The organism is Pseudomonas lutea (assembly GCF_000759445.1).
Lineage (GTDB): Bacteria > Pseudomonadota > Gammaproteobacteria > Pseudomonadales > Pseudomonadaceae > Aquipseudomonas > Aquipseudomonas lutea.
The window spans coordinates 1438171-1463424 of record NZ_JRMB01000002.1; the positions used below are offsets into that span (position 1 = coordinate 1438171).

General features: G+C 59.9%; 20 protein-coding genes. 8 read left to right on the forward strand and 12 right to left on the reverse strand.

The annotated features are described in order from the left end of the window. Window positions 1-112 precede the first annotated feature (112 nt). The 3 genes from LT42_RS18535 to hutG all read left to right on the forward strand — a co-directional run bounded on the left by LT42_RS18535 (window position 113) and on the right by hutG (window position 3734). Window positions 113-1507: an amino acid permease gene (locus LT42_RS18535; RefSeq protein ID WP_037016147.1), complete on the forward strand. Its 1395-nt coding sequence runs from the start codon at window positions 113-115 to the stop codon at window positions 1505-1507. A gap of 204 nt (window positions 1508-1711) precedes the next feature. Then, window positions 1712-2917 (forward strand): imidazolonepropionase, encoded by a 1206-nt coding sequence (hutI, locus tag LT42_RS18540; RefSeq protein WP_037016149.1) that lies wholly within the window; start codon window positions 1712-1714, stop codon window positions 2915-2917. Between the two features lie 13 nt (window positions 2918-2930). Further along, the gene (gene hutG / locus LT42_RS18545) at window positions 2931-3734 is read left to right on the forward strand and encodes an N-formylglutamate deformylase (RefSeq protein ID WP_037016152.1); all 804 of its coding nucleotides are present in this window, start codon (window positions 2931-2933) and stop codon (window positions 3732-3734) included. Window positions 3735-4312: 578 nt separating this feature from the next. Here hutG and LT42_RS18550 read toward each other — a convergent pair. Next, on the reverse strand, window positions 4313-6673 hold the full coding sequence (locus LT42_RS18550) for a heavy metal translocating P-type ATPase (RefSeq protein ID WP_052075331.1): 2361 nt from the start codon (window positions 6671-6673) through the stop codon (window positions 4313-4315). An 84-nt stretch (window positions 6674-6757) separates the two neighbouring features. On the opposite strand from LT42_RS18550, the gene cadR reads away from it, so the two are divergent. Beyond that, a complete protein-coding gene (gene cadR / locus LT42_RS18555; protein WP_037016155.1) occupies window positions 6758-7216 on the forward strand; it encodes a Cd(II)/Pb(II)-responsive transcriptional regulator in 459 nt (152 codons plus the stop codon). A 265-nt stretch (window positions 7217-7481) separates the two neighbouring features. Here cadR and LT42_RS18560 read toward each other — a convergent pair whose 3' ends face one another. The 3 genes from LT42_RS18560 to lgt form a co-directional block, all read right to left on the reverse strand. Beyond that, window positions 7482-8930, reverse strand: coding sequence for a catalase (locus LT42_RS18560; protein ID WP_037016158.1), 1449 nt, complete (start codon window positions 8928-8930; stop codon window positions 7482-7484). 205 nt (window positions 8931-9135) lie between these two features. Then, window positions 9136-9969, reverse strand: coding sequence for a thymidylate synthase (locus tag LT42_RS18565; protein WP_037016160.1), 834 nt, complete (start codon window positions 9967-9969; stop codon window positions 9136-9138). 66 nt (window positions 9970-10035) lie between these two features. Continuing rightward, window positions 10036-10848: a prolipoprotein diacylglyceryl transferase gene (gene lgt, locus LT42_RS18570; protein ID WP_037016162.1), complete on the reverse strand. Its 813-nt coding sequence runs from the start codon at window positions 10846-10848 to the stop codon at window positions 10036-10038. A gap of 266 nt (window positions 10849-11114) precedes the next feature. Here lgt and LT42_RS18575 point away from each other — a divergent pair, with 266 nt between their 5' ends. Further along, a complete protein-coding gene (locus LT42_RS18575; RefSeq protein WP_037016165.1) occupies window positions 11115-11861 on the forward strand; it encodes an NRDE family protein in 747 nt (248 codons plus the stop codon). A gap of 130 nt (window positions 11862-11991) precedes the next feature. Here LT42_RS18575 and ptsP read toward each other — a convergent pair whose 3' ends face one another. Together ptsP and LT42_RS18585 are read right to left on the reverse strand one after the other, a co-directional pair. Then, window positions 11992-14271, reverse strand: a complete 2280-nt coding sequence (ptsP, locus tag LT42_RS18580; RefSeq protein WP_037016168.1) for a phosphoenolpyruvate--protein phosphotransferase — start codon at window positions 14269-14271, stop codon at window positions 11992-11994. A 21-nt stretch (window positions 14272-14292) separates the two neighbouring features. After that, window positions 14293-14772 (reverse strand): RNA pyrophosphohydrolase, encoded by a 480-nt coding sequence (locus tag LT42_RS18585; RefSeq protein ID WP_037017543.1) that lies wholly within the window; start codon window positions 14770-14772, stop codon window positions 14293-14295. Window positions 14773-14938: 166 nt separating this feature from the next. On the opposite strand from LT42_RS18585, the gene LT42_RS18590 reads away from it, so the two are divergent. Beyond that, entirely contained in the window at window positions 14939-15595 is a 657-nt protein-coding gene (locus LT42_RS18590; RefSeq protein WP_037016171.1) for a histidinol-phosphatase, read from the forward strand. 105 nt (window positions 15596-15700) lie between these two features. Here the strand turns inward: LT42_RS18590 and LT42_RS18595 are convergent, their stop codons facing one another. Together LT42_RS18595 and ilvA are read right to left on the reverse strand one after the other, a co-directional pair. Next, window positions 15701-16129, reverse strand: coding sequence for a DUF2269 family protein (locus tag LT42_RS18595; RefSeq protein WP_037016175.1), 429 nt, complete (start codon window positions 16127-16129; stop codon window positions 15701-15703). 697 nt (window positions 16130-16826) lie between these two features. Continuing rightward, complete coding sequence (gene ilvA / locus LT42_RS18600; RefSeq protein ID WP_037016178.1) at window positions 16827-18341, reverse strand: threonine ammonia-lyase, biosynthetic; 1515 nt, start codon at window positions 18339-18341, stop codon at window positions 16827-16829. A gap of 266 nt (window positions 18342-18607) precedes the next feature. On the opposite strand from ilvA, the gene rpiA reads away from it, so the two are divergent. Beyond that, window positions 18608-19279 carry a ribose-5-phosphate isomerase RpiA gene (gene rpiA / locus LT42_RS18605; RefSeq protein WP_037016182.1) on the forward strand — a complete coding sequence of 224 codons (672 nt, stop codon included), beginning with the start codon at window positions 18608-18610 and terminating at the stop codon, window positions 19277-19279. Window positions 19280-19320: 41 nt separating this feature from the next. Here the strand turns inward: rpiA and LT42_RS18610 are convergent, their stop codons facing one another. The 4 genes from LT42_RS18610 to LT42_RS18625 all read right to left on the reverse strand — a co-directional run bounded on the left by LT42_RS18610 (window position 19321) and on the right by LT42_RS18625 (window position 23367). Beyond that, on the reverse strand, window positions 19321-20232 hold the full coding sequence (locus tag LT42_RS18610) for an SdiA-regulated domain-containing protein (RefSeq protein WP_037016185.1): 912 nt from the start codon (window positions 20230-20232) through the stop codon (window positions 19321-19323). Window positions 20233-20369: 137 nt separating this feature from the next. Continuing rightward, entirely contained in the window at window positions 20370-21269 is a 900-nt protein-coding gene (locus LT42_RS18615; protein ID WP_037016187.1) for an SdiA-regulated domain-containing protein, read from the reverse strand. Next, window positions 21266-21934: a fumarylacetoacetate hydrolase family protein gene (locus LT42_RS18620; RefSeq protein WP_037016189.1), complete on the reverse strand. Its 669-nt coding sequence runs from the start codon at window positions 21932-21934 to the stop codon at window positions 21266-21268. The genes LT42_RS18615 and LT42_RS18620 overlap by 4 nt, the downstream gene beginning before the upstream one ends. A 38-nt stretch (window positions 21935-21972) precedes the next feature. Then, window positions 21973-23367, reverse strand: a complete 1395-nt coding sequence (locus LT42_RS18625) for an FAD-binding oxidoreductase (RefSeq protein ID WP_037016193.1) — start codon at window positions 23365-23367, stop codon at window positions 21973-21975. Between the two features lie 170 nt (window positions 23368-23537). Here LT42_RS18625 and serA point away from each other — a divergent pair, with 170 nt between their 5' ends. Continuing rightward, window positions 23538-24767, forward strand: a complete 1230-nt coding sequence (serA, locus tag LT42_RS18630; protein WP_037016195.1) for a phosphoglycerate dehydrogenase — start codon at window positions 23538-23540, stop codon at window positions 24765-24767. Window positions 24768-25254 lie beyond the last annotated feature (487 nt).

Genomic DNA, 25254 nt, shown 5'->3' on the forward strand with positions numbered 1-25254 from the left:
GATGCAATGGGTCAGAAACGCATTTGCCATCTGACACAACCTAATCGCGAGCAAGCTCACTCCTACAAAGGCACTCATTTCGCAGCAAAAAGTAAGACTAGGAACGTGTGAAATGACATCGCAAAACGCTACAGATCTGAAACGCGGGCTCAGCGCCCGTCACATTCGCTTCATGGCGCTGGGCTCGGCCATTGGTACCGGGTTGTTCTACGGTTCGGCGTCAGCGATCAAACTGGCCGGCCCCGCGGTCTTGCTGGTGTACATCATCGCTGGCGCTGCGGTGTACATGGTTATGCGCGCCCTTGGCGAAATGGCTGTCCGCAACCCGGTGTCCGGGTCATTCGGCGAGTACGCAACCACCTACCTGGGTCCACTGGCGGGATTCGTCCTCGGCTGGACCTACGCCTTCGAAATGATCATCGTCTGTCTGGCCGATGTCACCGCGTTCGGCATCTACATGGGCTTCTGGTTCCCCGATGTACCGCGCTGGATCTGGGTGCTGGGCATCGTCTTTCTGATCGGCGCACTCAACCTGTGCAGTGTCAAAGTCTTCGGTGAGCTGGAGTTCTGGCTGTCGCTGCTCAAGGTCGGTGCCATCATCGCGATGATTCTGGCGGGCTTCGGCATCATGCTGTTCGGCATTGGCTCGGTGGCCGGGGGCGGTGTCAGCAGCGTGAGCAATCTCTGGGCCTATGGCGGTTTCATGCCCAACGGCGTCGGCGGGCTCGTCGCCTCGCTGGCCGTGGTGATGTTCGCCTTTGGCGGCATCGAAATCATCGGCATCACGGCCGGGGAAGCGCGCAACCCCGAGCGCGTGATTCCCCGAGCCATCAACGCCGTGCCGCTGCGCATCTTGCTGTTTTACGTGCTTACCCTCTTCGTGCTGATGTCGTTGTATCCATGGCAGCAGATCGGCAGCCAAGGCAGCCCGTTCGTCCAGATCTTCGACCACCTGGGGATTTCCTCCGCTGCGACGCTTCTCAACATCGTGGTGATTACAGCGGCCGTATCGGCAATCAACAGTGATGTCTTTGGCGCAGGACGCATGATGTACGGCCTGGCGAAACAGGGTCAGGCACCGAAAGGATTCGCGCAGCTGTCTGCCCATGGCGTGCCCTGGATGACCGTGCTGGTGATGGGCGCTGCGCTGCTTTGCGGCGTCGTGCTGAATTACCTGATCCCTGAAAACGTGTTCCTGCTGATTGCTTCAATCGCGACATTTGCAACGGTGTGGGTGTGGCTGATGATTCTGGTCACGCAGATTGCCATGCGCCGCTCGATGAGCGCAGAAGAGGTGGCGCAGCTTAAATTCCCGGTGCCGTTCTGGCCCGTGGCGCCCATTGTCGCCACGTTGTTCATGGTGTTCGTGTTTGGCGTGCTGGGTTACTTCCCGGACAGCCAGGCCGCGCTGGTGGTCGGGGCGGTATGGATCGTGTTGCTGGTGGTTGCTTACTGGATTTGGGTCAGACCGAAGCAGAACCTGATGAAGGCTACGTCGAACAGCTGATAATTCGGCTGTCATGGCGTGTGGAATATGCCGCCTTCCTGACACCATGGACGAACCCTGTGGGAGTGAGCTTGCTCGCGAAGGTTGCAATTGAGCCGCTAGAGACTTAGCGGATTTACCCACGCATTCGTGAGCAAGCTCACTCCCACAGTGGAGATCAGCGATACGCGAAACCCGCGGCAAAACCGAATTCTGGAGGTACTGATGAAAACGCTCTGGCACCACTGTCACGCAGCAACCATGGCAAACGGCAGCTACTCGATTATCGAAGACGCTGCCATCGTGACCGACGGCGCGCAGATCATCTGGATCGGGCCTCTTGATGCGCTGCCCGAGCAGCGCGACCTCAAGCGTGTGGACCTCAACGGCGCGTGGGTCACACCCGGCCTGATCGATTGCCATACGCACACGGTGTTTGGCGGCAACCGCAGCGGTGAATTCGAGCAACGCCTGCAAGGGGTCAGTTACGCGGAGATTGCCGCTGCAGGCGGCGGCATCGCCAGCACCGTGCGCGCCACACGCGCCGCCAGCGAGGAAGAACTCTACGTCAGCGCCGAGCGTCGCCTGCTGCATTTGCTCAAGGACGGCGTCACCACCATCGAGATGAAATCCGGTTACGGGCTGGACCTGGCAAGCGAGCGCAAGATCCTGCGGGTGATTCGCCAGTTGGGTGAAAATCTGCCGGTCACCGTGCGCAGCACTTGCCTCGCCGCCCACGCCCTGCCCCCGGAATACCAAGACCGCGCCGACGACTACATCGCCCACATCTGCAGCGAAATGCTGCCGGCGCTTGCGGCCGAGAATCTCGTGGATGCGGTTGATGCCTTCTGCGAGTACCTGGCGTTTTCACCGGCCCAGGTCGAGCAGGTTTTCATCACGGCGGGCCAGCTGGGCCTGCCGGTCAAGCTGCATGCCGAACAGCTCTCCTCTCTGCATGGCTCAAGCCTCGCGGCGCGCTACCAGGCGCTGTCGGCTGATCATCTGGAGTTCATGACCGAAGAGGACGCCATCGCGATGGCCGCCGCGGGCACGGTCGCTGTGTTGCTGCCCGGCGCATTCTATTTCCTGCGCGAGACACAGTTGCCGCCCATGGACGCCCTGCGCAAATACGGTGTGAAGATCGCCATCTCCACCGACCTCAACCCGGGCACCTCGCCGGGCCTGTCACTGAGGTTGATGCTGAACATGGCCTGCACGCTGTTTCGCATGACGCCGGAAGAGGCCTTGGCCGGGGCCACAATTCACGCCGCTCAAGCGCTGGGCATGGCGGATACCCATGGTTCGCTGGAGGTCGGCAAAACCGCCGACTTCGTGGCATGGAACATTGAACGTCCCGCTGATCTGGCCTATTGGCTGGGCGGCGATCTGGATAAACGCGTCGTGCGCCATGGCGTGGAGCGCACCCTCTAATCAGGAGAATACTGTGGACAAGGTTCTGAGTTTTACTCGCGGTCGTGTACCGCTGTTGATCAGCATGCCCCACCCCGGCCAGCACCTGACGCCCGCCGTGCGTGACGGTCTGGTGGACGAAGCCGTGAGCCTGCCGGACACCGACTGGCACATTCCACGCTTGTACGACTTCGCTGATGAGCTGGGCGCCAGCGTGCTGTCGGCAGAATATTCACGGTACGTGATCGACCTCAATCGCCCTTCCGACGACACGCCTCTTTACGCGGGAGCCACCACCGGCCTGTTCCCGTCCACGCTGTTTGAAGGCGATCCGTTGTTCAAGGAGGGTTTGGCCCCGAGCAAGGAAGAACGCGCGACGTATCTGGAGCAGATTTGGACGCCGTATCACAACACGCTGCGCAACGAGCTGGAGCGCCTGCGCGCCGAGTTCGGTTATGCGCTGTTGTTCGACGCGCACTCCATTCGCGGGCACATCCCCCATTTGTTCGACGGCCGGCTACCGGACTTCAACCTTGGCACCTTCAATGGCGCCAGCTGTGATGAAGCGCTGGCCCAGCGTCTCGATGCGACCTGCGCCGCCGCCAAGCAGTACAGCCATGTCCTGAACGGTCGCTTCAAGGGCGGCCATATCACCCGCCACTACGGCGACCCGGCTAACCATGTCCATGCCGTGCAACTGGAGCTGACCCAGAGCACCTACATGGACGAGTTCGTGCCTTTCCACTACCGCCCCGACCTGGCCGAGCCGACGCGGGAGGTGTTGAAGACTTTGCTGCACGAGATGATCGCGTGGGGACGGGAGAAGTACGGGAGGTAGCCTGGCGCGTCAAAGGACGCGGAGCGTCCACCAGCCGCGTGCCCACGCAGAGCGTGGGCACGATCATCAAGGAGAGTCGGGGCTTCGGCTTCGGCTTGAGTTTGAGTTTGAGTTTGAGTTTGAGTTTGAGTTTGAGTTTGAGTTTGAGTTTGAGTTTGAGTTTGAGTTTGAGTTTGGGCTTGGGCTTGGGCTTGGGCTTGGGCTTGGGACTTGGGCTTGGGACTTGGGTTGGGAATCGAATTGTAGGAGCCGGCTTGCTGGTGAACACAGTGGATCGGTCGACAAACCAGTGACTGACCTGACGCATTCGCCAGCAAGCCGGCTCCTACAGACAGCGATCAACCTTGATCCGTCATCCGCCAACCTGACCCGTCATCCTGACATCAATCCTTCACCCGAAGCTGAGCCGGTGTAGGAGCGCGCTTGCCCGCGAACACGGTGTGTCAGTCGACAAAGCAGTGACTGAACCAATGCCTTCGCCAGCAAGCCGGCTCCTACGGTTGTTTGCAGCATCCGGATACTCGCTGAGTGCATATCTCGCGGAGCGTGGGCACGATCATCGTCAGCACGACCTAGGGCTACTTCTTCAACAATCGCAGCCCGTTGAACACCACCAGCAGACTCACACCCATGTCGGCGAACACGGCCATCCACATGGTGGCCATGCCGGCGAAGGTAATGCCCAGAAAGATAACCTTGATCACCAGCGCCAGCGCGATGTTCTGCTTGAGCACTGCAGCGGTATCGCGCGAGAGGCGAATGAACGCAGGAATCTTGCGCAGATCATCGTCCATCAGCGCCACATCAGCGGTCTCGATGGCCGTGTCCGTACCCGCTGCCGCCATGGCAAAACCAATCTCGGCCCGGGCCAGCGCCGGTGCGTCGTTGATGCCGTCGCCGACCATGCCCACCCGATGGTTCTGCGCGTACAAGGCTTCGATGGCCTGCAGCTTGTCAGTGGGCAGCAGATTGCCCTGCGCCTGATCTATGCCCACTTGGGCCGCGATCGCTTTGGCGGTGTGCGGGTTATCGCCCGTCAGCATCATCGTCTTCACGCCCAGGGCGTGCAGCTGCGAGATGGCTTCACGGCTGCTGTCCTTGACCGTATCGGCAACCGCAAACAAGGCTAGAGGTCCTGAAGCATCGAACAGCAGCACCACGGTTTTGCCCTCGCTCTCCAGCGCTTCAAGCTGCGCTTCGAGCTGCGGCGAACAATACCCGGCCTCATGCACCAGACGATGATTGCCCAAGTGGTACACGCGCCCCTGCACCTCGCCCTTCACGCCAAGACCCGCAAGGGCCTCGAACGCTTCCACCGGCAACGGGGCGCCATCTTGCGCCGCCTTGGCAATCGCTTGAGACACCGGATGATCCGAGCGGCCGGCCAGGCTCGCGGAAATCGCCACTGCCTGCTCGCCCAGGGACGGGTCAAGCAACACATAGTCGGTCTGCACCGGCTTGCCGTGGGTAAGGGTTCCGGTTTTGTCGAGGGCCAGATAATCGAGCCTGTGCCCCATTTCCAGATAGACGCCACCCTTGACCAAAATCCCTTTGCGCGCCGCCGCTGCGAGCCCGCTGACAATGGTCACCGGCGTCGAAATCACCAAAGCACACGGGCATGCGACCACCAACAGCACCAACGCGCGGTAGATCCAGTCGAACCACACTGCGCCCATGAATAGCGGCGGGATGATTGCGATCGCCAGTGCCAAAGCGAACACTGCAGGCGTATAGACCTTGGAGAAACGGTCGACGAATCGCTGTGTGGGGGCTCGCGCGCCCTGCGCTGCTTCGACGGCATGGATGATTCGCGCCAGCGTCGAGTTGCCGGCTGCGGCAGTCACTTTGTAGTCCAGCGAGCCGGCTTGGTTGATCGTCCCGGCGAAGACCTTGTCGCCCACGGTCTTCTCCACCGGCAGACTTTCGCCGGTGATGGGTGCCTGATCAATGGACGACTGCCCCGCCACCACTTCACCGTCCAGGCCGATGCGCTCGCCCGGCTTGACGCGGACGACGCTGCCCAACACGACGTTTTTTACGTCAAGCTCAAGCCACTCGCCGTTCTGCTGCACCGTCGCAGCTTCCGGGGTCAGCTGCATCAGACCGCCGATGGCGTTTCGGGCGCGGTCCAGCGATTTGGCCTCGATCAACTCGGCGACAGTGAACAGAAACATCACCATGGCAGCTTCCGGCCATTGCCCGATCAGCACTGCGCCGGTGACCGCAATGCTCATCAGCGCGTTGATGTTGAGATTGAAGTTCTTCAGGGCAATCCAGCCCTTTTTGTAAGTGGTAAGGCCTCCGCTGAAAATGGCAATCAGCGCGACAATGGCAACCACCCACGTCGGTGCCGCTTCGGTGAAGTGGATGCCTTCAGCGGCCAACGCCGCAACGCCCGACAGCGCCAGCGGCCACCAGGGTTTGTTGGCTGGCGGCAGTGAAGCGGTTTCCTTGTCCGTACCTTCCTCGATCAGGTCGGCCTGCATGCCCAGCGCGCCAATGGCGTCGCGGATAGGGTCGGTCGACGGCAGCTCATGCCACACGCCCAGCACGCGGTTGATGAGGTTGAATTCGAGCTTCTGGATGCCCTTCATCTTGCCGAGCTTGTTCTGGATCAGTGTCTGCTCGGTAGGGCAATCCATGGCTTCAATGCGGAAACTGCTGAGCTGACCCTCGGCGCCTGACGCACCATCGATGGTTACGACGGCGGGCGCGCTGTCGTGAGAGCAGCAAGCGTGGGCAGCGTGGTCGTGTTTCTGCACCGGCGTGAGTCTTGATTGCCCGTGGTCGTGACCAGCGTGCTGGTGAGCGGCGTGGTCACGCACAGCGTGCTCGTGCTCGTGCTCGTGCTCGTGCTCGTGCTCGTGCTCGTGCTCGTGATGATTGTGAGTATCGTGAGCAGGTTTTTGCGTGGAAGATTTGTGTACAGAGTCACTCATGGGTTGAGTCTCTAGGTGTGCGTGTTGCCAAGTGAACACCCTGTAGCCACTATAGGGTCAAGCCTCCCGTTGAGAACTTTGTGCATGAACCCTTCATTCAAAATCGGCGAACTGGCAAAACTCACTGATTGTCCGGTGGAAACCATCCGGTACTACGAGCGCGAGGGTCTGCTCAGCGAACCCGCGCGCAGTGATGGCAATTACCGGCTATACACCCAGGAACACGTTGAGCGGCTGACGTTCATCCGCAACTGCCGCAGCCTGGACATGACGTTGGACGAAATTCGTAGCCTGTTGGCGTTGCGCGACAGCCCGCAGGATCAGTGCGAAAACGTCAACGCCTTGATCGATGAGCACATCCAGCACGTGAACGCACGAGTGGCGAGCCTGCAAGCCCTGCAGCAGCAATTGGTGGACTTGCGCCAACGCTGCAGCGAAGGCGCGCCGGACCATTGCGGGATTCTTGATCGACTGGAAATCAGCGGAAGCGTCGTCGCGGCAGATGTCGAGCACTCCCACGTAGGCCGTAGCCACGGGCATTGACCGGATGCCGCGGCCGTCCTGATCCCTTCTGCTCACGGATGCTGCGTCCGACTGGGTCTGTAGGAACCGGCTTGCTGGCGAACCCATTGTGTCAGGCGACATCCCCGTTTCAGGCTTATCGCGTTCGCCAGCAAGCCGGCTCCTAAAAAATTTACGTACGACACCGATCCGTGCAATGACCCTGGTTCAGCCTGCAACCGCATTAAACCGCGCCCATAAAAAAGCCCCCGGCCTCTTCAGCCGGGGGCTTTGCATTCAGCCAGCATCAAGCGTTGTGAATACGCTCAACCGCCGCCGCCACGCCAATCCCGTATTCAGGATCAGCCATCGAGCAGTGCTCGATGTGCAACTGGATGATCGGCGCTGACACACCACGCAGAGAGCGGGCGGTGTTGTCGAACAGCGACTGCTTTTCACGCGCGTTCATCAAGCGGAACAGATTGCCCGGCTGCGAGTAGTAATCGCCGTCAACCCGGTGGTTCCAGTGACCTGCCGCACCTTCAATGGACAGTGGCGGCTCTCTGAAGTCCGGTTGCTCCTGAAACGCACCCTTGGTGTTAGGCTCGTACGAGGTCATGCCGCCACGGTTACCGTCGATGCGCATCAGCCCGTCCCGATGGTAGCTGTTCACGTGCAGCGCAGCGCGTGGCGAGTTCACCGGAATCTGATGATGGTTGACGCTCAAGCGATAGCGCTGGGCATCGCCGTAGGAAAACAGGCGTCCCTGAAGCATCTTGTCGGGCGAGAAACTGATGCCGGGTACCACGTTGGACGGGGCAAATGCTGCCTGCTCGACGTCGGCGAAGTTGTTCTCCGGGTTGCGGTTCAGTTCCACAACGCCGACTTCGATCAGCGGGTAGTCGCCTTTTGGCCAGACCTTGGTCAGGTCGAACGGGTTGATGGGGTACGAGCCCGCTTCTTTCTCCGGCATGATTTGCACGAACAGCTTCCAGCGCGGGAAGTTGCCCTGCTCGATGTTTTCGTACAGATCGCGGTGATGCGACTCACGATCACGACCCACCAGATCCTGCGCTTCCGCGTCGGTCAGGTTGGCGATGCCCTGCTGCGAAACGAAGTGGAACTTGACCCAGAAACGCTCGTGCTGCGCATTCAGGAAGCTGTAGGTATGGCTGCCGAACCCGTGCATCTCACGGTAGCTGCGCGGGATGCCACGCTCGCTCATGACAACGGTTACCTGGTGCAGCGCTTCAGGCAACTGGGTCCAGAAGTCCCAATTGTTTTCAGCGCTGCGCATACCGGTGCGCGGATCGCGTTTGACCGCGTGGTTCAGGTCGGGAAACTTCAGCGGGTCGCGCAGGAAAAATACCGGCGTGTTGTTGCCGACCATGTCCCAGTTGCCTTCTTCGGTGTAGAACTTGAGCGCGAAACCGCGAATGTCACGTTCGGCGTCGGCAGCGCCGCGCTCACCGGCAACGGTGGAGAACCGGGCAAACATTTCAGTGGTTTTGCCAATCTCGGAGAAGAGCTTGGCGCGGGTATAACGGGTGATGTCGTGGGTAACCGTGAAGGTGCCAAATGCGCCAGAACCTTTGGCGTGCATGCGACGCTCCGGGATGACCTCACGATCGAAATGCGCAAGCTTTTCGAGGAACCAGACGTCTTGCAGCAGCGCGGGGCCATGCGGGCCGGCTGTCTGGATGTTCTGGTTATCGACTACAGGGGCGCCGAAAGCGGTCGTCAGTTTGTTGCTCATGCGTGCTACTCCACAAAGTTCTGTCTCGGGCGACCTTTGATGAGGTCGACCGTTGGCTGTCCGATGGGGAGAAAGATAGAGATATCAGCGCGCTTAAGCTCATTGTCACTGCGCACTGAGGGAATAGAGGTTTTCAATCGACTAACGATTGATCGATAGCCCGCACCCATGATGGGCGGTGAGCCCACCGAAACGGGTGCCGCCATCAAACCGCGACGGGCGCCTTGATACTTGGATCAGCGTCGTAGCCTACGATTTCGAAATCTTCGAAACGGTAATCGTAGATGCTGTCCGGGCGACGCTTGATGTTCAACTGCGGGAGCTGTCTTGGGGTACGCGTTAGCTGCGTGGCGATCTGTTCTTCGTGATTGGAGTACGCGTGGGTGTCACCCAGGCTGACGATGATCTCGTGGGGGATCAGATCGCACTGCTGCGCCAGCATGTGGGTCAGCAACGCCAGTGCGGCGATGTTGTACGGCAAGCCGAGGAACACGTCAGAGCTGCGAATGTACAGCTGCATGGACAGCTTGCCGTCCGCGACAAATGCCTGATACAGCAGATGGCACACCGCGAGGGCCTGGCGCCCGGCCTTGACGTTTTCCTGAGGGGACAGCTTCTCGTCCGGCAGGTATTCGGTATTCCAGCCATGGAACAGGATACGGCGACTGTTGGGGTTGTTCTTCAGGCAATCGACCATGTAGTCGATCTGGTTGATCTTGCCGCCATCCTTGGTGGGCCAGCCTGTCCATTGGGCGCCATATACCGGGCCCAGGTCGCCGTCTTCGGTGGCCCACTCGTCCCAGATGGTCACCCCGTTTTCGTTGAGCCATTTGGTATTGGTGTTGCCGCTGAGCATCCAGATCAGCTCGTTGGCGATGCTCTTGAAGTGCAGCTTTTTGGTAGTCAGCAGCGGGAAGCCGTTGGCCAGGTTATGGCGGATCTGACGACCAAACACCGCCGTGGTACCGGTGCCGGTACGGTCGCCCTTGCGGGTGCCGTTGTCGATCACGTCCTGTAACAGCTCAAGGTATTGCTTCATGACCAAAGGCCCTCTGTTTCGGTGAATCCACCGGACCTCGGGGCCCGGCGTTCAGCATGGGTGGCGTCAAGCTGCAGCGTTGTTGGCAGCGGGTGCGCGGTGATAAGCGAGCCAGATCAGCACCAGACCGCCAATGATCATCGGCAGGCTGAGGATCTGCCCCATGGTGACCCAGCCCCAGGCGAGATAACCAAGCTGCGCGTCCGGCACGCGAACGAACTCCACCACAAAGCGGAAGATGCCGTAAAACAGCGCGAACATGCCGGACACCGCCATGGTCGGACGCGGCTTGCGGGAATAGAAATACAGAATCGCGAACAACGCCACGCCTTCAAGCGCGAACTGATAGAGCTGTGACGGGTGGCGCGCCAACTGCGCGGGATCGCTGTAAGGCGGGAATACCATGGCCCAGGGCAGATCAGTGGGTTTGCCCCACAACTCGGCATTGATGAAGTTGCCGATACGCCCGGCCCCCAGACCAATCGGCACCAGCGGCGCGATAAAGTCCATGAGCTGGAAGAACGACTTGCCGTTGCGTTTGCCGAACCAGTACGTCGCGATCATCACGCCAATAAAGCCGCCGTGGAACGCCATCCCGCCCTTCCACACCTCAAAGATGAGCAGCGGATTGGCGATGTAGTTGGGCAGGTCATAAAACAACACGTAACCGAGCCGCCCGCCGACGATAACGCCCATGGCCACCCAAAAGATCATGTCCGAGAGCTTTTCCTTGGTCCAGGTCGGATCAAAGCGATTCAAGCGACGGGAGGCCAGGTACCAGGCACTGCCGATACCGACCAGATACATCAGGCCGTACCAATGAATTTGCAGCGGACCGATGGCCACGGCTACCGGGTCAATCTGCGGGTAAGGCAGCATTGCGACTCCTTGAAATAGAAGCGCTCATTGAGCGACGAGGCAGAACTATGCGGCGGCGGTGCAGGTCGTGCCACCCAATAATCATGAAATCTGTGCAGCGGCGACCTCGATGGGGACGCTGCATGCCGGTGATGTCACCACAGCTTCTCACCGGGCATCCCAAAAAAGCAGTGCGGCATGTTACCGGACCGCGCCGATCCGCTCTAGCGGCGCGCGATGGATGTCGGCCTGCAGGGTGGGTAAAGTGGCGCAAAAAGGAGTCATCCATGTGCCTTATCGTGTTTGCCTGGCGGCCATCGCAGGCTCAACCTCTTATTCTGGCGGCCAATCGCGACGAGTTTTACGCGCGCCCGACGCTGCCGTTGGCACAGTGGGAAGATGCGCCAGAGGTGTACGCAGGGCGGGACCTGGAAGCGGGCGGGACTTGGCTGGGCATCAACGCCAACGGACGTTTCGCCGCGCTGACCAATATCCGCGAGCCAGGCAAGCCGCCTGGTCGGCGCTCACGGGGGGAACTGGTTGCTCGTTTTTTAACCAGTGATGTGTCTGTCGAGGCGTATTTGCAGGATGTCGCGGGGCGATCAGCGGAGTACAGCGGATTCAATCTGATCGTGGGGGATCATGAGCAACTGCATTTCCTTCACTCAGGCGACCCCGAACCTCGCCGCCTGGCGCCGGGGCTGTACGGCGTTTCCAACGCAGGGCTGGATACGCCATGGCCGAAGTTGGTCAAGGCCAAAGCGGCGCTGTCCGCGCAGTTGCAGGATCCACGGCCGGAAAGGTTATTCGACCTGCTTGCAGACGGCACTCCAGCGCCAGAAGCCGAACTGCCCAGCACGGGTGTGGGTATTGCAACGGAGAAGTTGTTGTCGAGCGTATTTATCGCCAGCCCCAATTACGGCACACGGGCAAGTACGGTATTGGTGGCAAATGCCGACGGCAGCCGACGCCTGATCGAGCGCAGCTTCGGGCCGTGTGGCGGGAGGCTGGGCGAGGTGGATCTGGAGATTTAACCGATACTGTAAAAGTACTCACTGTAGGAGCCGGCTTGCTGGCGAACCGGGTGTGTCAGGCACTGTAAAGGCGGCTGATTCACCGCGTTCGCCAGCAAGCCGGCTCCTACGGATAGCAGCCAACCAACCCTCAATGCCCTTTTACGGACCCCGGGTTGATCATCCGCGACAGCCCCAGGTTCCTCAGCGCCAGTTGCAACGAACTGCTGATGACTTGCGGGTTGTCGTTTTTCATCAACTGGGCCAAGAGATCCTTGGCCATGCTCAGGTTGATCTGACGCAGCATCCATTTCACTTTCGGCAAATTGGTGGCGTTCATTGACAGACTGTCGAAGCCCATCGCCATCAGGAGCACGGCTGCCGCTGGATCACCGGCCATTTCACCGCAGATGCTCACTGGCTTGCCTTCGGCGTGGGCGTCGCGCACCACGCTCTGCAACGCCTGCAGCACCGCTGGATGCAGGTAATCGTACAGATCGGCCACCCGCGGGTTGTTTCGGTCGACCGCCAGCAGATACTGAGTCAGGTCATTGGAACCGACCGACAGGAAATCCACCTGACGCGCCAGCTCACGGGTCTGGTAGACCGCTGCGGGCACTTCGATCATCACCCCAACCGGCGGCATCGGCACATCGGTGCCTTCGTCGCGCACTTCGCCCCACGCACGGTGGATAAGGTGCAGCGCCTCTTCGGTTTCATGGGTACCGGAAATCATCGGCAGCAGAATGCGCAGGTTGTTGAGGCCTTCGCTGGCCTTGAGCATTGCGCGAGTCTGCACCAGGAAGATTTCCGGGTGATCCAGCGTCACGCGGATGCCGCGCCAGCCCAAGAACGGGTTTTCTTCCTTGATCGGAAAGTACGACAGCGATTTGTCGCCACCGATGTCCAGGGTTCGCATTGTCACGGGCAGCGGGTGGAAGGCCGCCAGTTGCTCGCGATAGATCGCCAGCTGTTCTTTTTCACTGGGAAAGCGCTGTTGGATCATGAAGGGCACTTCGGTGCGATACAGCCCGACCCCTTCCGCGCCGCGCTGCTGCGCACGTGCCACGTCAGCCAGCAGGCCGGTGTTGACCCACAACGGCATGCGATGACCGTCAAGTGTCACGCACGGTAACTCGCGCAGCGCATCAAGGCCTTGAGAGAGCTGCCGCTCTTCTTCAACGACGACCGAATACTGCTTTTTGAGAATCTCGGAGGGGTTGGTGAAGACCTCACCGTGGTAGCCATCGACGATCAGCTCGATGCCGTCGACTTTAGAATACGGCAGATCCACCACACCCATGACGGTGGGGATGCCCATGGCACGGGCAAGAATGGCAACGTGGGAGTTGCCCGAGCCGAGTACCGAGATCAGACCCACCAGCTTGCCTTCCGGCACTTCGCCGAGCATGGCAGGCGACAGCTCTTCGCTGACCAAAATGGTGTTGTCGGGGTAAACCAGGGTTTGCTGCCGCGCTTCCTGAAGATAGGCGAGCAGGCGGCGACCGAGGTCTTTCACGTCCGATGCACGTTCACGCAGGTAGGCGTCGTCCATCAGCTCGAAGCGTTTGACGTGTTCGTTGACTACAGATCGCAAGGCGCCCTGTGCCCACTGGCCAGTCTTGATGACATTGGTCACTTCGCTGCCGAGCGAGGCATCGTCGAGCATCATCAGGTACACATCGAACAGCGCTCGCTCTTCCGGGCGCAACTGTGTGGCCAACTTTGCCGAAAGGGTACGCATATCATTGCGAACGCCTTCCAGCGCGGTCTGGAATAGCTTTAGCTCGGCGGTAATATCGGTGACGGTCTTGTCCGGCACCACTTCAAGGTCAGCAGGCGGCAGCATGACCAGTGCGGTACCGACCGCAGCACCCGGCGAGCCCGGGACGCCGACAAATCGGGCTTCCTGAATCCCCTTGCCCTGCCGACCCAGCCCGCGAATCGACCCGGTGGCCTCCGCGTGGGCAATAACGCCGGCGAGCTGCGCGCTCATCGTGACCAGAAAGGCTTCTTCGCCCTCGTCGAACTGACGCCGCTCCTTCTGCTGGATGACCAGCACCCCGACAACCCGCCGGTGGTGGATAATCGGCGCGCCCAGGAAGGAGGCGTAGCGCTCTTCGCCGGTCTCCGCAAAATAGCGATAACGGGGGTGATCGGCGGCATTTTCGAGGTTAAGCGGTTCTTCGCGCGTACCGACCAGACCCACAAGGCCCTCGTTCGGGGCCATGCTCACCTTGCCGATCGAGCGCTTGTTCAGGCCTTCGGTGGCCATCAGCACAAAGCGGTTCAATTCGGGGTCGAGCAGGTAGACCGAGCAGACCTGGCTGCTCATCGCCTCTTTGACGCGTAACACAATAATGCCCAACGCCGCCTTTAGATCCTTGGCGGAGTTAACTTCCTGGACGATCTTGCGCAGCGTATTGAGCATGGCTCGGGGTCGAACTCCGTGTCAGTCGCGCGCCAACAGGCGCGGGGCAAGCTCTTTGAGTGCGCGGCGATATACCTCGCGCTTGAATGTCACCACCTGGCCCAACGGATACCAATAACTGACCCAACGCCAGCCATCGAACTCCGGTTTGCCGGTCAAATCCATCCGCACCCGCTGCTCGTCGGAGATCAGGCGCAGGAGAAACCATTTTTGCTTCTGGCCGATGCACAGCGGCTGACTGTGGGTACGGACCAGTCGTTGCGGCAGACGATAGCGCAACCAACCACGGGTGCAGGCAAGAATTTCAACATCATGCCGTTCCAGCCCGACTTCTTCATTCAATTCACGGTAAAGCGCGTCTTCCGGCGTCTCCTGAGGGTTGATACCCCCCTGCGGAAACTGCCAGGCGTCTTGATTGATGCGCCGAGCCCACAAGACCTGGCCAACATCATTTGTCAGAATTATCCCGACATTAGGGCGAAAACCATCGGGGTCGATCACGGCCACAACCTCGCAAACGCATGTCGTCGCATTGTTCCACAAAGATCGTGAAGGCAGCAACGAGGCTGCGACAGCTTATCGTGGCAAGCGCATTAATAGATGCGATCTCTTGGGCAAACCTCGTATTCTTGTGCTCTTTTTTCTGATATTTCAGCGAGTAAAGCTCATGCGTCTGGCCCTGTTCGACCTCGACAACACCCTTCTCGGCGGCGACAGCGACCACGCCTGGGGCGATTACCTGTGTGAACGCGGCATTCTGGATGGCGCGGCCTACAAGGCACGCAACGATGCCTTTTATCAGGATTATCTGGCCGGCACGCTGAACCTGACCGACTACCTGAATTTCAGTCTGGAGATTCTGGGCCGTACTGATATGGCGCAGCTTGACCAGTGGCATCAGGCATTCATGCGTGACTGCATCGAGCCATTGATCCTGCCCAAGGCCATGGCGCTCATCGCCAAACACCGCGATGCCGGCGACAAGCTGGTAGTGATTACGGCCACCAACCGCTTTGTGACCGCGCCTATCGTTGCACGGTTGGGAATCGACACGCTGCTGGCAACCGAGTGCGAGGTGGTCGATGGCCGCTACACCGGTCGGACCACCGACGTGCCGTGCTTCCGCGAGGGCAAAGTGACACGTCTGAACCGCTGGATCGAAGAGAACCGCTTCAACCTGAACGACAGTTGGTTCTACAGTGATTCGATGAATGATTTGCCACTGCTGGAGCAAGTGGCTAATCCGGTCGCGGTTGATCCTGATGAAAAGCTGCGCGCCGAGGCCACCCGCCGCGGCTGGCCGGTGATTTCACTGCGGGATTGAAGAGCTTCGCGGGTAAGCGCGCTCCTGCAAGAGACCGCAGCGGGACGCAGGAGCGCGCTTACCCGCGAAACATCTACTTGACGCGGAGTTAAGGGGCGAGGCGCCCTACACCGGCTTGGCGCCCATCAGTCCGGCAATCGTAACGAAACAGACGACGCTGAACACCGCCAGGGCCAGCGTAAACCGGGTGTTGCCGACAATGGCGGGTCGCCGCAGGCGATTGACCCGCACGGCCAGCCACGCCCAGCTCAATGCGCCGAATAGATACAACACGCTCGCCGCCAGCAGCCAGGTTTGCCCCAATGGCCAGCCTGCGAAGTGGACCAGCCACCAACCGCTGATTGGCAGGCTCAGCAAACACAAACCCATTAAAAGCCAGACAAACACCCAAGGCCGCTGCATGGCTCGGTTCTGCACCGTCGCATCGCCCGCACGACGCCCGCGCACGATCCACACCGTCAATGCCAGCGCGCAGATGAACAGCAGCACCGTACTGACGACGTGCAGGATTTTCAGTGCAGCAAAGTGTTCCATTGTGTTCGTATCCCTGTATCTAGCGGTGTTTGAAGCGTAGCAACACATCGTCGGTTGCGGCCGTGTGTACCGGTTGAAGGGAATGCAACCGTAGCCGGCGTGCCGGCGAATGCCCGGAGCCCAACAACCTCAACGGTGAATTGTGAATGGTGAATCGCATTCGCCAGCAAGCCGGCTCCTACGGACGTCATTTCCCACCGATACGTCATTCGCCGCAGATCCCGTTTACGCGCGCGTACCCCGTCGATACGTCATCCGCCGGAGATCCCGTGTACACGCGTGCGCCCCGTCGATACGTCGTTCGCTGCAGACCCCGTGTAGGAGCGCGCTTGCCCGCGATGCGGTGTGTCAGACAACGATGATGCCGCTGGAAGAATGCATTCGCCAGCAAGCCGGCCCCTACGGATCGCGTTCCCCCTGCCAATATGTCATTCGCCGCAGATTCCCTGTAGGAGCGCGCTTGCCCGCGATGCGATGTGTCAGGCAAAGATGATGGCGCTGCAAGATTGCGTTCGCCAGCAAGCCGGCTCCTACGGACGTCATTCCCCACCGATATGGCATTCGCCGCAGATCCCCTGTACGCATGCGTACCCGTCGATACGTCATTCGCCGCAGATCCCGTGTAGGAGCGCGCTTGCCCGCGAAGGCGTTGGGTCAGGCGATGTTAAGGGTGCGGGCAGATTATGTTCGTCGGCCATCACCCCAAAAACAGCTTGTACGCAGGGTTCCTGGTTTCGTCCCAGTACGGATAGCCAATCTCGGCCAGCGCCTGCGGCACCAGATGCCGTTCGTCCTCCGGCACCACCAGGCCCGCGACCACTCGTCCATCCGCCGAGCCATGGTTGCGGTAGTGGAACATCGAGATATTCCACCGACCGCCCAGCTTGTTGAGAAAGTTGAACAGCGCGCCCGGCCGCTCGGGGAATTCAAAACGCATCACCACCTCGTCGTTAACCCGCTCCGAATGGCCACCCACCATGTGGCGTAAATGCAGCTTGGCCAGTTCGTTGTCGGTGAGGTCGAGCACCGGGAAGCCCTGCTCGGTGAGGCTTGCGATCAAGGCCTTGCGCGGGTCGGTGTCGGGGTGGGTCTGCACGCCGACAAAGATGTGCGCTTCGCGATCGGTGTGGTAGCGGTAGTTGAATTCGGTGATCTGCCGCTTTCCGATGGCCTCGCAGAACGCCTTGAAGCTGCCCGGCTGTTCCGGAATGGTCACGGCAATGATGGCTTCGCGGCCTTCGCCCAGCTCGGCGCGCTCTGCCACATGACGCAAACGGTCGAAATTGACGTTGGCGCCGGAGTCGATGGCGACAAACGTCTGCCCGGTGACTTCGTATTGCTCGGTGTACTTCTTGATCCCGGCCACGCCCAGGGCGCCGGAGGGTTCGGTGATTGAACGGGTATCGTCGTAGATGTCCTTGATCGCCGCGCAAATCTCGTCGGTGCTGACGGTGATCACCTCATCGACGTAGTCCTTGCAGATCTCGAAGGTGTGATGGCCGATCTGCGCCACGGCCACCCCATCGGCAAACAGCCCGACCTGCTGCAAGACCACCCGCTCGCCGTAAGCCATCGCCTGCTGCAGGCAGTTGGAATCGTCCGGCTCCACGCCGATCACCTTGATCTCCGGGCGCAGGTATTTCACGTACGCCGCAATGCCGGCGATCAACCCGCCGCCACCCACCGGGACGAATATGGCGTCCAGCGGGCCCTGATGTTGACGCAGGATCTCCATTGCCACAGTGCCTTGCCCGGCAATGGTGTCGGGGTCGTCATACGGGTGGACGTAAACGTAGCCGTGTTCCTCGACCAGCTGCAGCGAATGCGCCAGCGCCTCGGGAAATGAGTCGCCGTGCAGTACGACCTTTCCGCCGCGTGAGCGGACGCCTTCGATCTTGATTTCCGGGGTGGTCTTGGGCATCACGATGGTCGCCGACACGCCCAGGGTCTTCGCCGCCAGCGCCAGGCCCTGCGCGTGGTTGCCAGCCGACGCCGTGACCACGCCACGCGCCAGCTCTTCCGGGCTCAATTGGGCGAGCTTGTTGTACGCGCCGCGAATCTTGAACGAGAACACCGGCTGCAAATCTTCGCGCTTGAGCAGCACCTGATTGCCCAGGCGCTCGGACAGCTGGCGAGCGGCGTGCAGCGGGGTTTCCACGGCGACGTCGTAGACACGGGAGTTGAGGATTTTCTTGACGTAGTGTTCGAGCATCGGGGAAAGATCACTGGCGAAGGGGCAAGGCCCGGAAGTCTACCCCTCGACCTCACGTACGACCACACCAAGACTCAGGCTTTGATGAGGGCATGTCGTTATACTGCCGCCCCCAAGCGTTATCGTCATTCCACTGTTGCAGCGCGCCAGGAATGGGCTGAAATCGAACGACCCCCTGCGCGGTCGCCGATTCGTCGCCCCTGCAACGCCCTTTGCGGGCAAGCGCGCTCTTTCAGTTTGTCATTCATAACCGGAGCCCACCTCGCATGACCCAGGATCAACTCAAACAGGCCGTTGCCCAAGCCGCGGTCGATTTCATCCTTCCGAAGCTGGACGACAAAAGCATCGTGGGCGTCGGCACCGGCTCTACCGCCAACTGCTTCATCGACGCACTGGCCCGGCACAAAGGCGCGTTTGACGGCGCAGTCGCCAGCTCTGACGCCACGGCCGCGCGCCTGAAGGGGCACGGCATTCCGGTGTACGAGCTGAATACGGTCAGCGACCTTGAGTTTTATGTCGACGGCGCCGACGAAAGCGACGAACACCTGAACCTGATCAAGGGCGGCGGCGCAGCCCTCACCCGCGAGAAAATCGTCGCTGCTGTCGCCAGAACGTTTATTTGCATCGCCGATGGCAGCAAGCTGGTGTCGGTACTGGGTGCGTTCCCCCTGCCCGTCGAAGTGATCCCGATGGCCCGTAGCCACGTGGCCCGCCAGTTGGTGAAACTGGGTGGCGACCCGGTTTATCGCGAAGGTGTGCTGACCGACAACGGCAACATCATCCTCGATGTGCACAACATGAACATCAGCAACCCGGTCGAGGTGGAAGCGCAGATCAACAACATCGTCGGCGTCGTCACCAACGGCCTGTTCGCTGCGCGCTCGGCAGATTTGCTGCTGCTGGGCACGCAAGAAGGCGTGAAAACCCTCAAGCGTTGATTGTTGCGGGCCAGGCAAATCCTTCCGGAGATGCCTTGGCCTCAGCGCTTCTTGAACACGTAAAACAGATTCGGCTCGCTGACGACGTACAAGGTGCCGTCGTCGCCCATCGCGATGCCCTCCGCTTGGGGCACGCTCTTGCTCAGGCCCATGCTGCCCTTGGTCAGTGACACGTTGCCGACCGGCTTGCCCTGCGTATCAAGCTCCAGAATTTGCCGAGATTCATCAGACAGCGCCAGCAAATGCCCGCTGCGCTCATCGAACTGCAAGCTGGAAAGGTCGCGCACAAACAGCCCCGCGTCCCGCTCCTTGCTGGACGTCACTTCCAGAATGTTCGGTGAATCCGTGCCAGCGTCGGGGAAGCCGCGCACTTCGATGATCTGCACCGGCCGCCGCTCTTTGGCGACGAACAAGCGACGACCCTGATTGTCGTAAGCCAGGCCCTCGAAGCCATTGTTGCCGCCGGCGTCGATACCCAGTGTCAGCTGCTCGGCATCGGCCGCATCAAGGAAAGTGGTGTCGTCATCCAGATGCACCTTGATCAGGCGCTGGCTGTGCTCGTCACTGATAACGTAAATGCCGGGGCTGATGTATTCGACAGCCTCGGCATCACCGAAACCCGTCAACGGAATCCTTCTCAGGATCCGCCCTTCGAGGCTAAGTTCGACCAGTTCCGGGTCTTTGTTGGTGACTGTGAAGAGAGTTTTGCGTTGGGGATCAAAGCTGAGGGCCGAGACGTTGTACTCAAGCCCATCAATGGCGCGCGCCTCGATCACGACTTCATAATCATCAAGGCCCAACGCCTGGGCATCGCTGGATTGCCAGAAAACGTACCAGTTGAACCAGAGGCGCTCGATGACCCGGTATTCGCGTGCCAGAAAAAAAGAGGCCGTGAGGATCAACACCACAGCCAGGGTGAGCACAACGGTCTGAAACGGGGACACACGACGCATGCAAGGGGCTCGACTTCAGTGGGGCGGCTTTAATAGCACCGTATTCTGAAGCCAAACTGAACCTGCGTCGCATCTCGTTTGCGTTTCCCGAGCGCAACCTGGGGTCGGCCAGGTTTGCCCGGAAGGTCGGGCGTCGGTCACTGACGCTTGAAGGTATAAAAGAGATTCGGCTCGCTGACCATGTAAATGGTGCCGTTCTCGTCCATGGCTACGCCTTCGGCACGCGGAATGGTCTGGCGCAGGCCATTGAATCCGCTCAGGAGCGTCATAAAGCTAACCTCGTTCCCGTGCCCGTCCAGCTCCAACAGCATGTGCGACTCGGCGGACAACACCAGCAAGTGCCCCGTCTTCTGGTCGGCAAACAACGAAGACAGGTTACGCACGATGAGGTTGTCGTTGATCAGCTTGCGCTTTTCACCCTTGACCTCACTGCTGCCGTCGGCCTTCCAGCTGTACAGCGCAGGGGGGCGTTCTTCGCCAAACAGGAATTGTTGGTCCCGAGGGTCCCAGGCGATGCCTTCAAAGGCCTTGTTCTGATCTTTGGACACACCGAGGTCGTACTTGGGGAAGTCGGCGAGGTTTAGGCTCTTGGTCTCCGGCGTGACCTGGACAATGGTCATCAAGTGCTGGCGCTCGTCGACGATGGCGATCAGACCCTTGCCCAGCACGGCCACGCCCTCGGGGTTGCCCCAGCCTACCAGCGGAATCTTGCGGATGACGTCGCCGGTGAGCGTCAGCTCGGAGAGAAAGGGGTTCTTGCCCATCACCGAATACAAGGTTTTGCTCTCGGAGTCGTAAGACAGATCCGAGGCCTCGTCCTTTTCCATGCCCGCCAACGGCTTGCCATCAATGTCGACCTTGTAATCCGGCAACCAGATGCCCGCCGCGCGCTCAGCCGAGGTGACGTTATGCTCGCGCAGCCACAACAGACCGCGATCATCCCAGTGCCAGGCGAAGGACAGGCTGGCGAGGATCACCAAGGCGGCGACAAGCAGCCACCACCAACGGAAACGCACACGGCTTTGGCGCTGTGTCATCCGCGGACGTCGCTTTCGAATCGGCTATGACCTGTCAGCTCCAGCACGATTTCATCGCCAATGTTGAAAGGGCCAACACCGGCAGGTGTGCCGGTCATAATCAGGTCACCGGCTTGCAGGGAGAACTGCGAGGCCATGTGCTGGATCATCGGCACAATCGGGTTGAGCATGTGGCTGCTGTTGCCATCCTGACGGACTTCACCGTTGATGGTCAGGCGGATCGCGATGTCGGTCAGGTCGGGATAGGTATCGGCCGACACAAAGGGTGCGATCACTGCTGCGCCGTCAAACGACTTGGCGATTTCCCACGGCAGGCCTTTTTCTTTCAGCTTCGACTGCACGTCGCGCAGCGTGAGGTCCAGGCCCGGAGCGAACCCGGAAATGGCATCGAGCACTTCTTCACGGCTCGGTTTCTTGCTCAGCGGCTTGCCGATCAGCACCACGATCTCGGCTTCGTAATGCACCGAGCCACGGTCCTGCGGGATGCTGAAACCGCCTTCGATCCCGACCACGCAGCTACCTGGCTTGATGAACAGCAACGGTTCGGTCGGCACCGGGTTGTCCAGTTCCTTGGCGTGCTCGGCGTAATTACGGCCGATGCAGACCACTTTGCCGAGCGGAAAATGAACCTTGGTGCCGTCTACGTATTTGTGCTGATAGCTCATGAGCGCTCCTGAGAAGCTTGTTGTAATAGGGAAACCGCTTACAGCGCGAAAATTTTACCGGGGTTCATGATGCCGTTCGGATCGAACGCTGCCTTGACGGCCTTCATGTATTCGATTTCAACCGGCGAGCGGCTGTAGTGCAGATAGTCACGCTTGGTCATGCCGACGCCGTGCTCGGCCGAAATCGAGCCGTTGTACTTTTGCACGATCTCGAACACCCACTTGTTCACCGTGGCGCACTTGGCAAAGAATTCGTCCTTGCTCAGGTTTTCCGGCTTGAGGATGTTCAGGTGCAGATTGCCGTCGCCAATGTGCCCGAACCAGACGATTTCAAAATCCGGGTAATGCTGGCCGACGATCGCATCCACTTCGGCGAGGAACGCCGGGACCTTTGAAACGGTGACCGAGATGTCGTTCTTGTACGGCGTGAAGTGGGAGATGGTTTCAGAAATGTATTCGCGCAGCTTCCACAGATTGTGCAGTTGCTGTTCGCTCTGGCTCATCACGCCGTCAAGCACCCAGCCCTGCTCGACGCAGTGCTCGAAGGTTTCCAGCGCGTGGTTGGCCACCTCTTCAGTGGTCGCTTCAAACTCCAGCAGCGCGTAGAACGGGCATTCGGTTTCAAACGGCGACGGCACATCACCGCGCGCCATGACCTTGGCCAATGCCTTGTCGGAGAAGAACTCGAATGCGGTCAGGTCCAGTTTGCTCTGGAAGGCGTGCAGCACCGGCATGATGGCGTTGAAATCGGTGGTCCCGAGAACCATCGCGGTGAGGTTTTTCGGGGCACGATCCAGGCGCATGGTCGCCTCGACCACGAAACCGAGCGTGCCTTCGGCGCCGATGAACAGCTGCCGCATGTCGTAGCCGGTGGCGTTTTTGATGAGGTCTTTGTTCAGTTCGAGCAGGTCGCCCTTGCCCGTGACAACCTTGAGGCCCGCCACCCAGTTACGCGTCATGCCGTAGCGAATCACTTTGATCCCGCCGGCGTTGGTGCCGATGTTGCCGCCGATGTTGCTGGAGCCGGACGAGGCGAAATCGACCGGGTAATACAGGCCGTTTTCTTCCGCGAGATTTTGCAATTGCTTGGTGACCACCCCTGGCTGGCAGATGGCGGTGCGATCGGTCAGGTTGAGTTCGAGCACCTGGTTCATGTAATCGAACGAAACGACCACCTCGCCATTGGCGGCGACGGCGGCGGCCGACAACCCGGTACGGCCACCCGAAGGGACCAGCGCAACCTTGCGTTCGTTGGCCCAACGGACGATGGCCTGAACCTGCTCGGTGGTCTTGGGGAACACGATGGCGGTGGGCGCCGGGGCGAAATGTTTGGTCCAGTCCTTGCCGTAGGTTTCGAGGGAATCGGCGTCGGTAAGCACCTTGCCAGGCTCAACCAGGGTCTTCAGCTCATCTATCAGCGCAGGATGGGTCATCAACAGAACTCTCGAACAATTCATGGTCATCCTGAGAACGGCTCACGTCCAGGAATGGGGTGTTTCGCGGGGTGCATATGCTAGCATACGCCCCCCGCCAAACGAGCTTTCGGCCGATTTGCGGGCGCTTCACTTACTGCCATTTCTCTCCGGGACACAGGTTTACGCAGATGAGCAAGACTTCCCTCGACAAGAGCAAGATCAAGTTCCTTCTTCTCGAAGGCGTCCACCAGTCCGCGGTCGACGTCCTCAAGTCCGCCGGTTACACCAGCATCGAGTACCACACCAAGTCTCTGCCGGAAGCCGAACTGAAGGAAAAGATTGCCGACGCTCATTTCATCGGTATTCGTTCCCGCACCCAACTGACTGAAGAGCTGTTCGATTGCGCCAAGAAACTGGTCGCGGTGGGCTGCTTCTGCATCGGTACCAATCAGGTTGACCTCAACGCAGCCCGCGAACGCGGTATCGCCGTGTTCAATGCCCCCTACTCCAACACCCGTTCGGTGGCGGAGCTGGTGTTGGCCGAGGCCATCCTGCTGCTGCGCGGCATCCCGGAGAAAAACGCTTCCTGCCACCGTGGTGGCTGGATCAAGAGCGCCGCGAACTCGTTCGAAATTCGTGGCAAGAAGCTCGGCATCATCGGCTACGGCTCGATCGGCACCCAGCTGTCGGTCCTGGCTGAAGGCCTGGGCATGCAGGTTTATTTCTACGACACCCTGACCAAGCTGCCGCTGGGTAACGCTACGCAGGTGTCCAGCCTGAACGAGCTGCTGGGCATGTCCGACATCGTCACCCTGCACGTTCCGGAAACCAGCGAAACCCAGTGGATGATCGGCGAAAAAGAAATTCGCGGCATGAAGAAGGGCGCCATCCTGATCAACGCGGCACGCGGCACGGTGGTTGAGCTCGACGCCCTGGCTGACGCGATCAAGGATCAGCACCTGATCGGCGCGGCCATCGACGTGTTCCCGGTTGAGCCACGCTCCAACGATGATGTGTTCGAAAGCCCGCTGCGCGGCCTGGACAACGTCATCCTGACACCGCACATCGGTGGCTCGACGGCCGAAGCGCAAGCCAACATCGGTCTGGAAGTGGCAGAGAAGCTGGTCAAATACAGCGACAACGGTACGTCGGTTTCCTCGGTCAACTTCCCCGAAGTGGCCCTGCCGGCTCACCCGGGCAAGCACCGTCTGCTGCACATCCACGAGAACATCCCGGGCGTGCTGATGGAGATCAACAAGGTCTTCGCCGAAAACGGTATCAACATCTCCGGCCAGTTCCTGCAAACCAACGAGAAAGTCGGTTATGTGGTGATCGACGTCGACGCCGAGTATTCCGATCTGGCGCAAGAGAAGCTGCAGCACATCAAAGGCACCATCCGCAGCCGCGTTCTGTTCTAAACCGCGAGCGTTCAATGTGCAAAAGGAGACCTTCGGGTCTCCTTTTTTTGTGCCTCAAGCAGCCGTGTCCTGATGTTTGTGAACCGGTTTATCCAGTCACCATCAATGCACTTGAAGCGACGCCTTCGCCAGCAAGCCGGCTCCTACAGATCGAGATGAGCCATACGATTGGAGATACCGGCCCACGCCAGCCATCGCGCGGGGGATCGAACAGACCCACGTTAGCCACACGATGGAGAATTGGACGGACCCACGCTTGCCGCACGATGGAAAATTGGACCAATCCACGCTTGCCGCACGATGGAGAATTGGACCAATCCACGCCCGCCGCGCGATGGAGAATTGGACGGACCCACGCTTGCCGCACGATGGAGAATTGGACCAATCTACGCTTGCCGCACGATGGAGGATTGGACGGATTCACGCCTGCTTACGGCGATCAAATTGTAGGAGCGCGCTTGCCCGCGAAGGCGTTTCGTCAGTTATG

Excerpts from the sequence above, each read along its gene's own strand:
- LT42_RS18620 (WP_037016189.1), bottom strand. The coding sequence starts at position 21,934 with ATGAGCTATCAGCACAAATACGTAGACGGCACCAAGGTTCATTTTCCG.
- LT42_RS18575 (WP_037016165.1), top strand. The coding sequence starts at position 11,115 with ATGTGCCTTATCGTGTTTGCCTGGCGGCCATCGCAGGCTCAACCTCTT.
- ilvA (WP_037016178.1), bottom strand. The coding sequence starts at position 18,341 with ATGCTCGAACACTACGTCAAGAAAATCCTCAACTCCCGTGTCTACGAC.
- LT42_RS18590 (WP_037016171.1), top strand. The coding sequence starts at position 14,939 with ATGCGTCTGGCCCTGTTCGACCTCGACAACACCCTTCTCGGCGGCGAC.
- ptsP (WP_037016168.1), bottom strand. The coding sequence starts at position 14,271 with ATGCTCAATACGCTGCGCAAGATCGTCCAGGAAGTTAACTCCGCCAAG.
- rpiA (WP_037016182.1), top strand. The coding sequence starts at position 18,608 with ATGACCCAGGATCAACTCAAACAGGCCGTTGCCCAAGCCGCGGTCGAT.
- LT42_RS18560 (WP_037016158.1), bottom strand. The coding sequence starts at position 8,930 with ATGAGCAACAAACTGACGACCGCTTTCGGCGCCCCTGTAGTCGATAAC.
- hutI (WP_037016149.1), top strand. The coding sequence starts at position 1,712 with ATGAAAACGCTCTGGCACCACTGTCACGCAGCAACCATGGCAAACGGC.
- lgt (WP_037016162.1), bottom strand. The coding sequence starts at position 10,848 with ATGCTGCCTTACCCGCAGATTGACCCGGTAGCCGTGGCCATCGGTCCG.
- LT42_RS18625 (WP_037016193.1), bottom strand. The coding sequence starts at position 23,367 with ATGACCCATCCTGCGCTGATAGATGAGCTGAAGACCCTGGTTGAGCCT.
- LT42_RS18615 (WP_037016187.1), bottom strand. The coding sequence starts at position 21,269 with ATGACACAGCGCCAAAGCCGTGTGCGTTTCCGTTGGTGGTGGCTGCTT.
- LT42_RS18550 (WP_052075331.1), bottom strand. The coding sequence starts at position 6,673 with ATGAGTGACTCTGTACACAAATCTTCCACGCAAAAACCTGCTCACGAT.
- LT42_RS18595 (WP_037016175.1), bottom strand. The coding sequence starts at position 16,129 with ATGGAACACTTTGCTGCACTGAAAATCCTGCACGTCGTCAGTACGGTG.
- serA (WP_037016195.1), top strand. The coding sequence starts at position 23,538 with ATGAGCAAGACTTCCCTCGACAAGAGCAAGATCAAGTTCCTTCTTCTC.
- LT42_RS18610 (WP_037016185.1), bottom strand. The coding sequence starts at position 20,232 with ATGCGTCGTGTGTCCCCGTTTCAGACCGTTGTGCTCACCCTGGCTGTG.
- cadR (WP_037016155.1), top strand. The coding sequence starts at position 6,758 with ATGAACCCTTCATTCAAAATCGGCGAACTGGCAAAACTCACTGATTGT.
- LT42_RS18565 (WP_037016160.1), bottom strand. The coding sequence starts at position 9,969 with ATGAAGCAATACCTTGAGCTGTTACAGGACGTGATCGACAACGGCACC.
- LT42_RS18535 (WP_037016147.1), top strand. The coding sequence starts at position 113 with ATGACATCGCAAAACGCTACAGATCTGAAACGCGGGCTCAGCGCCCGT.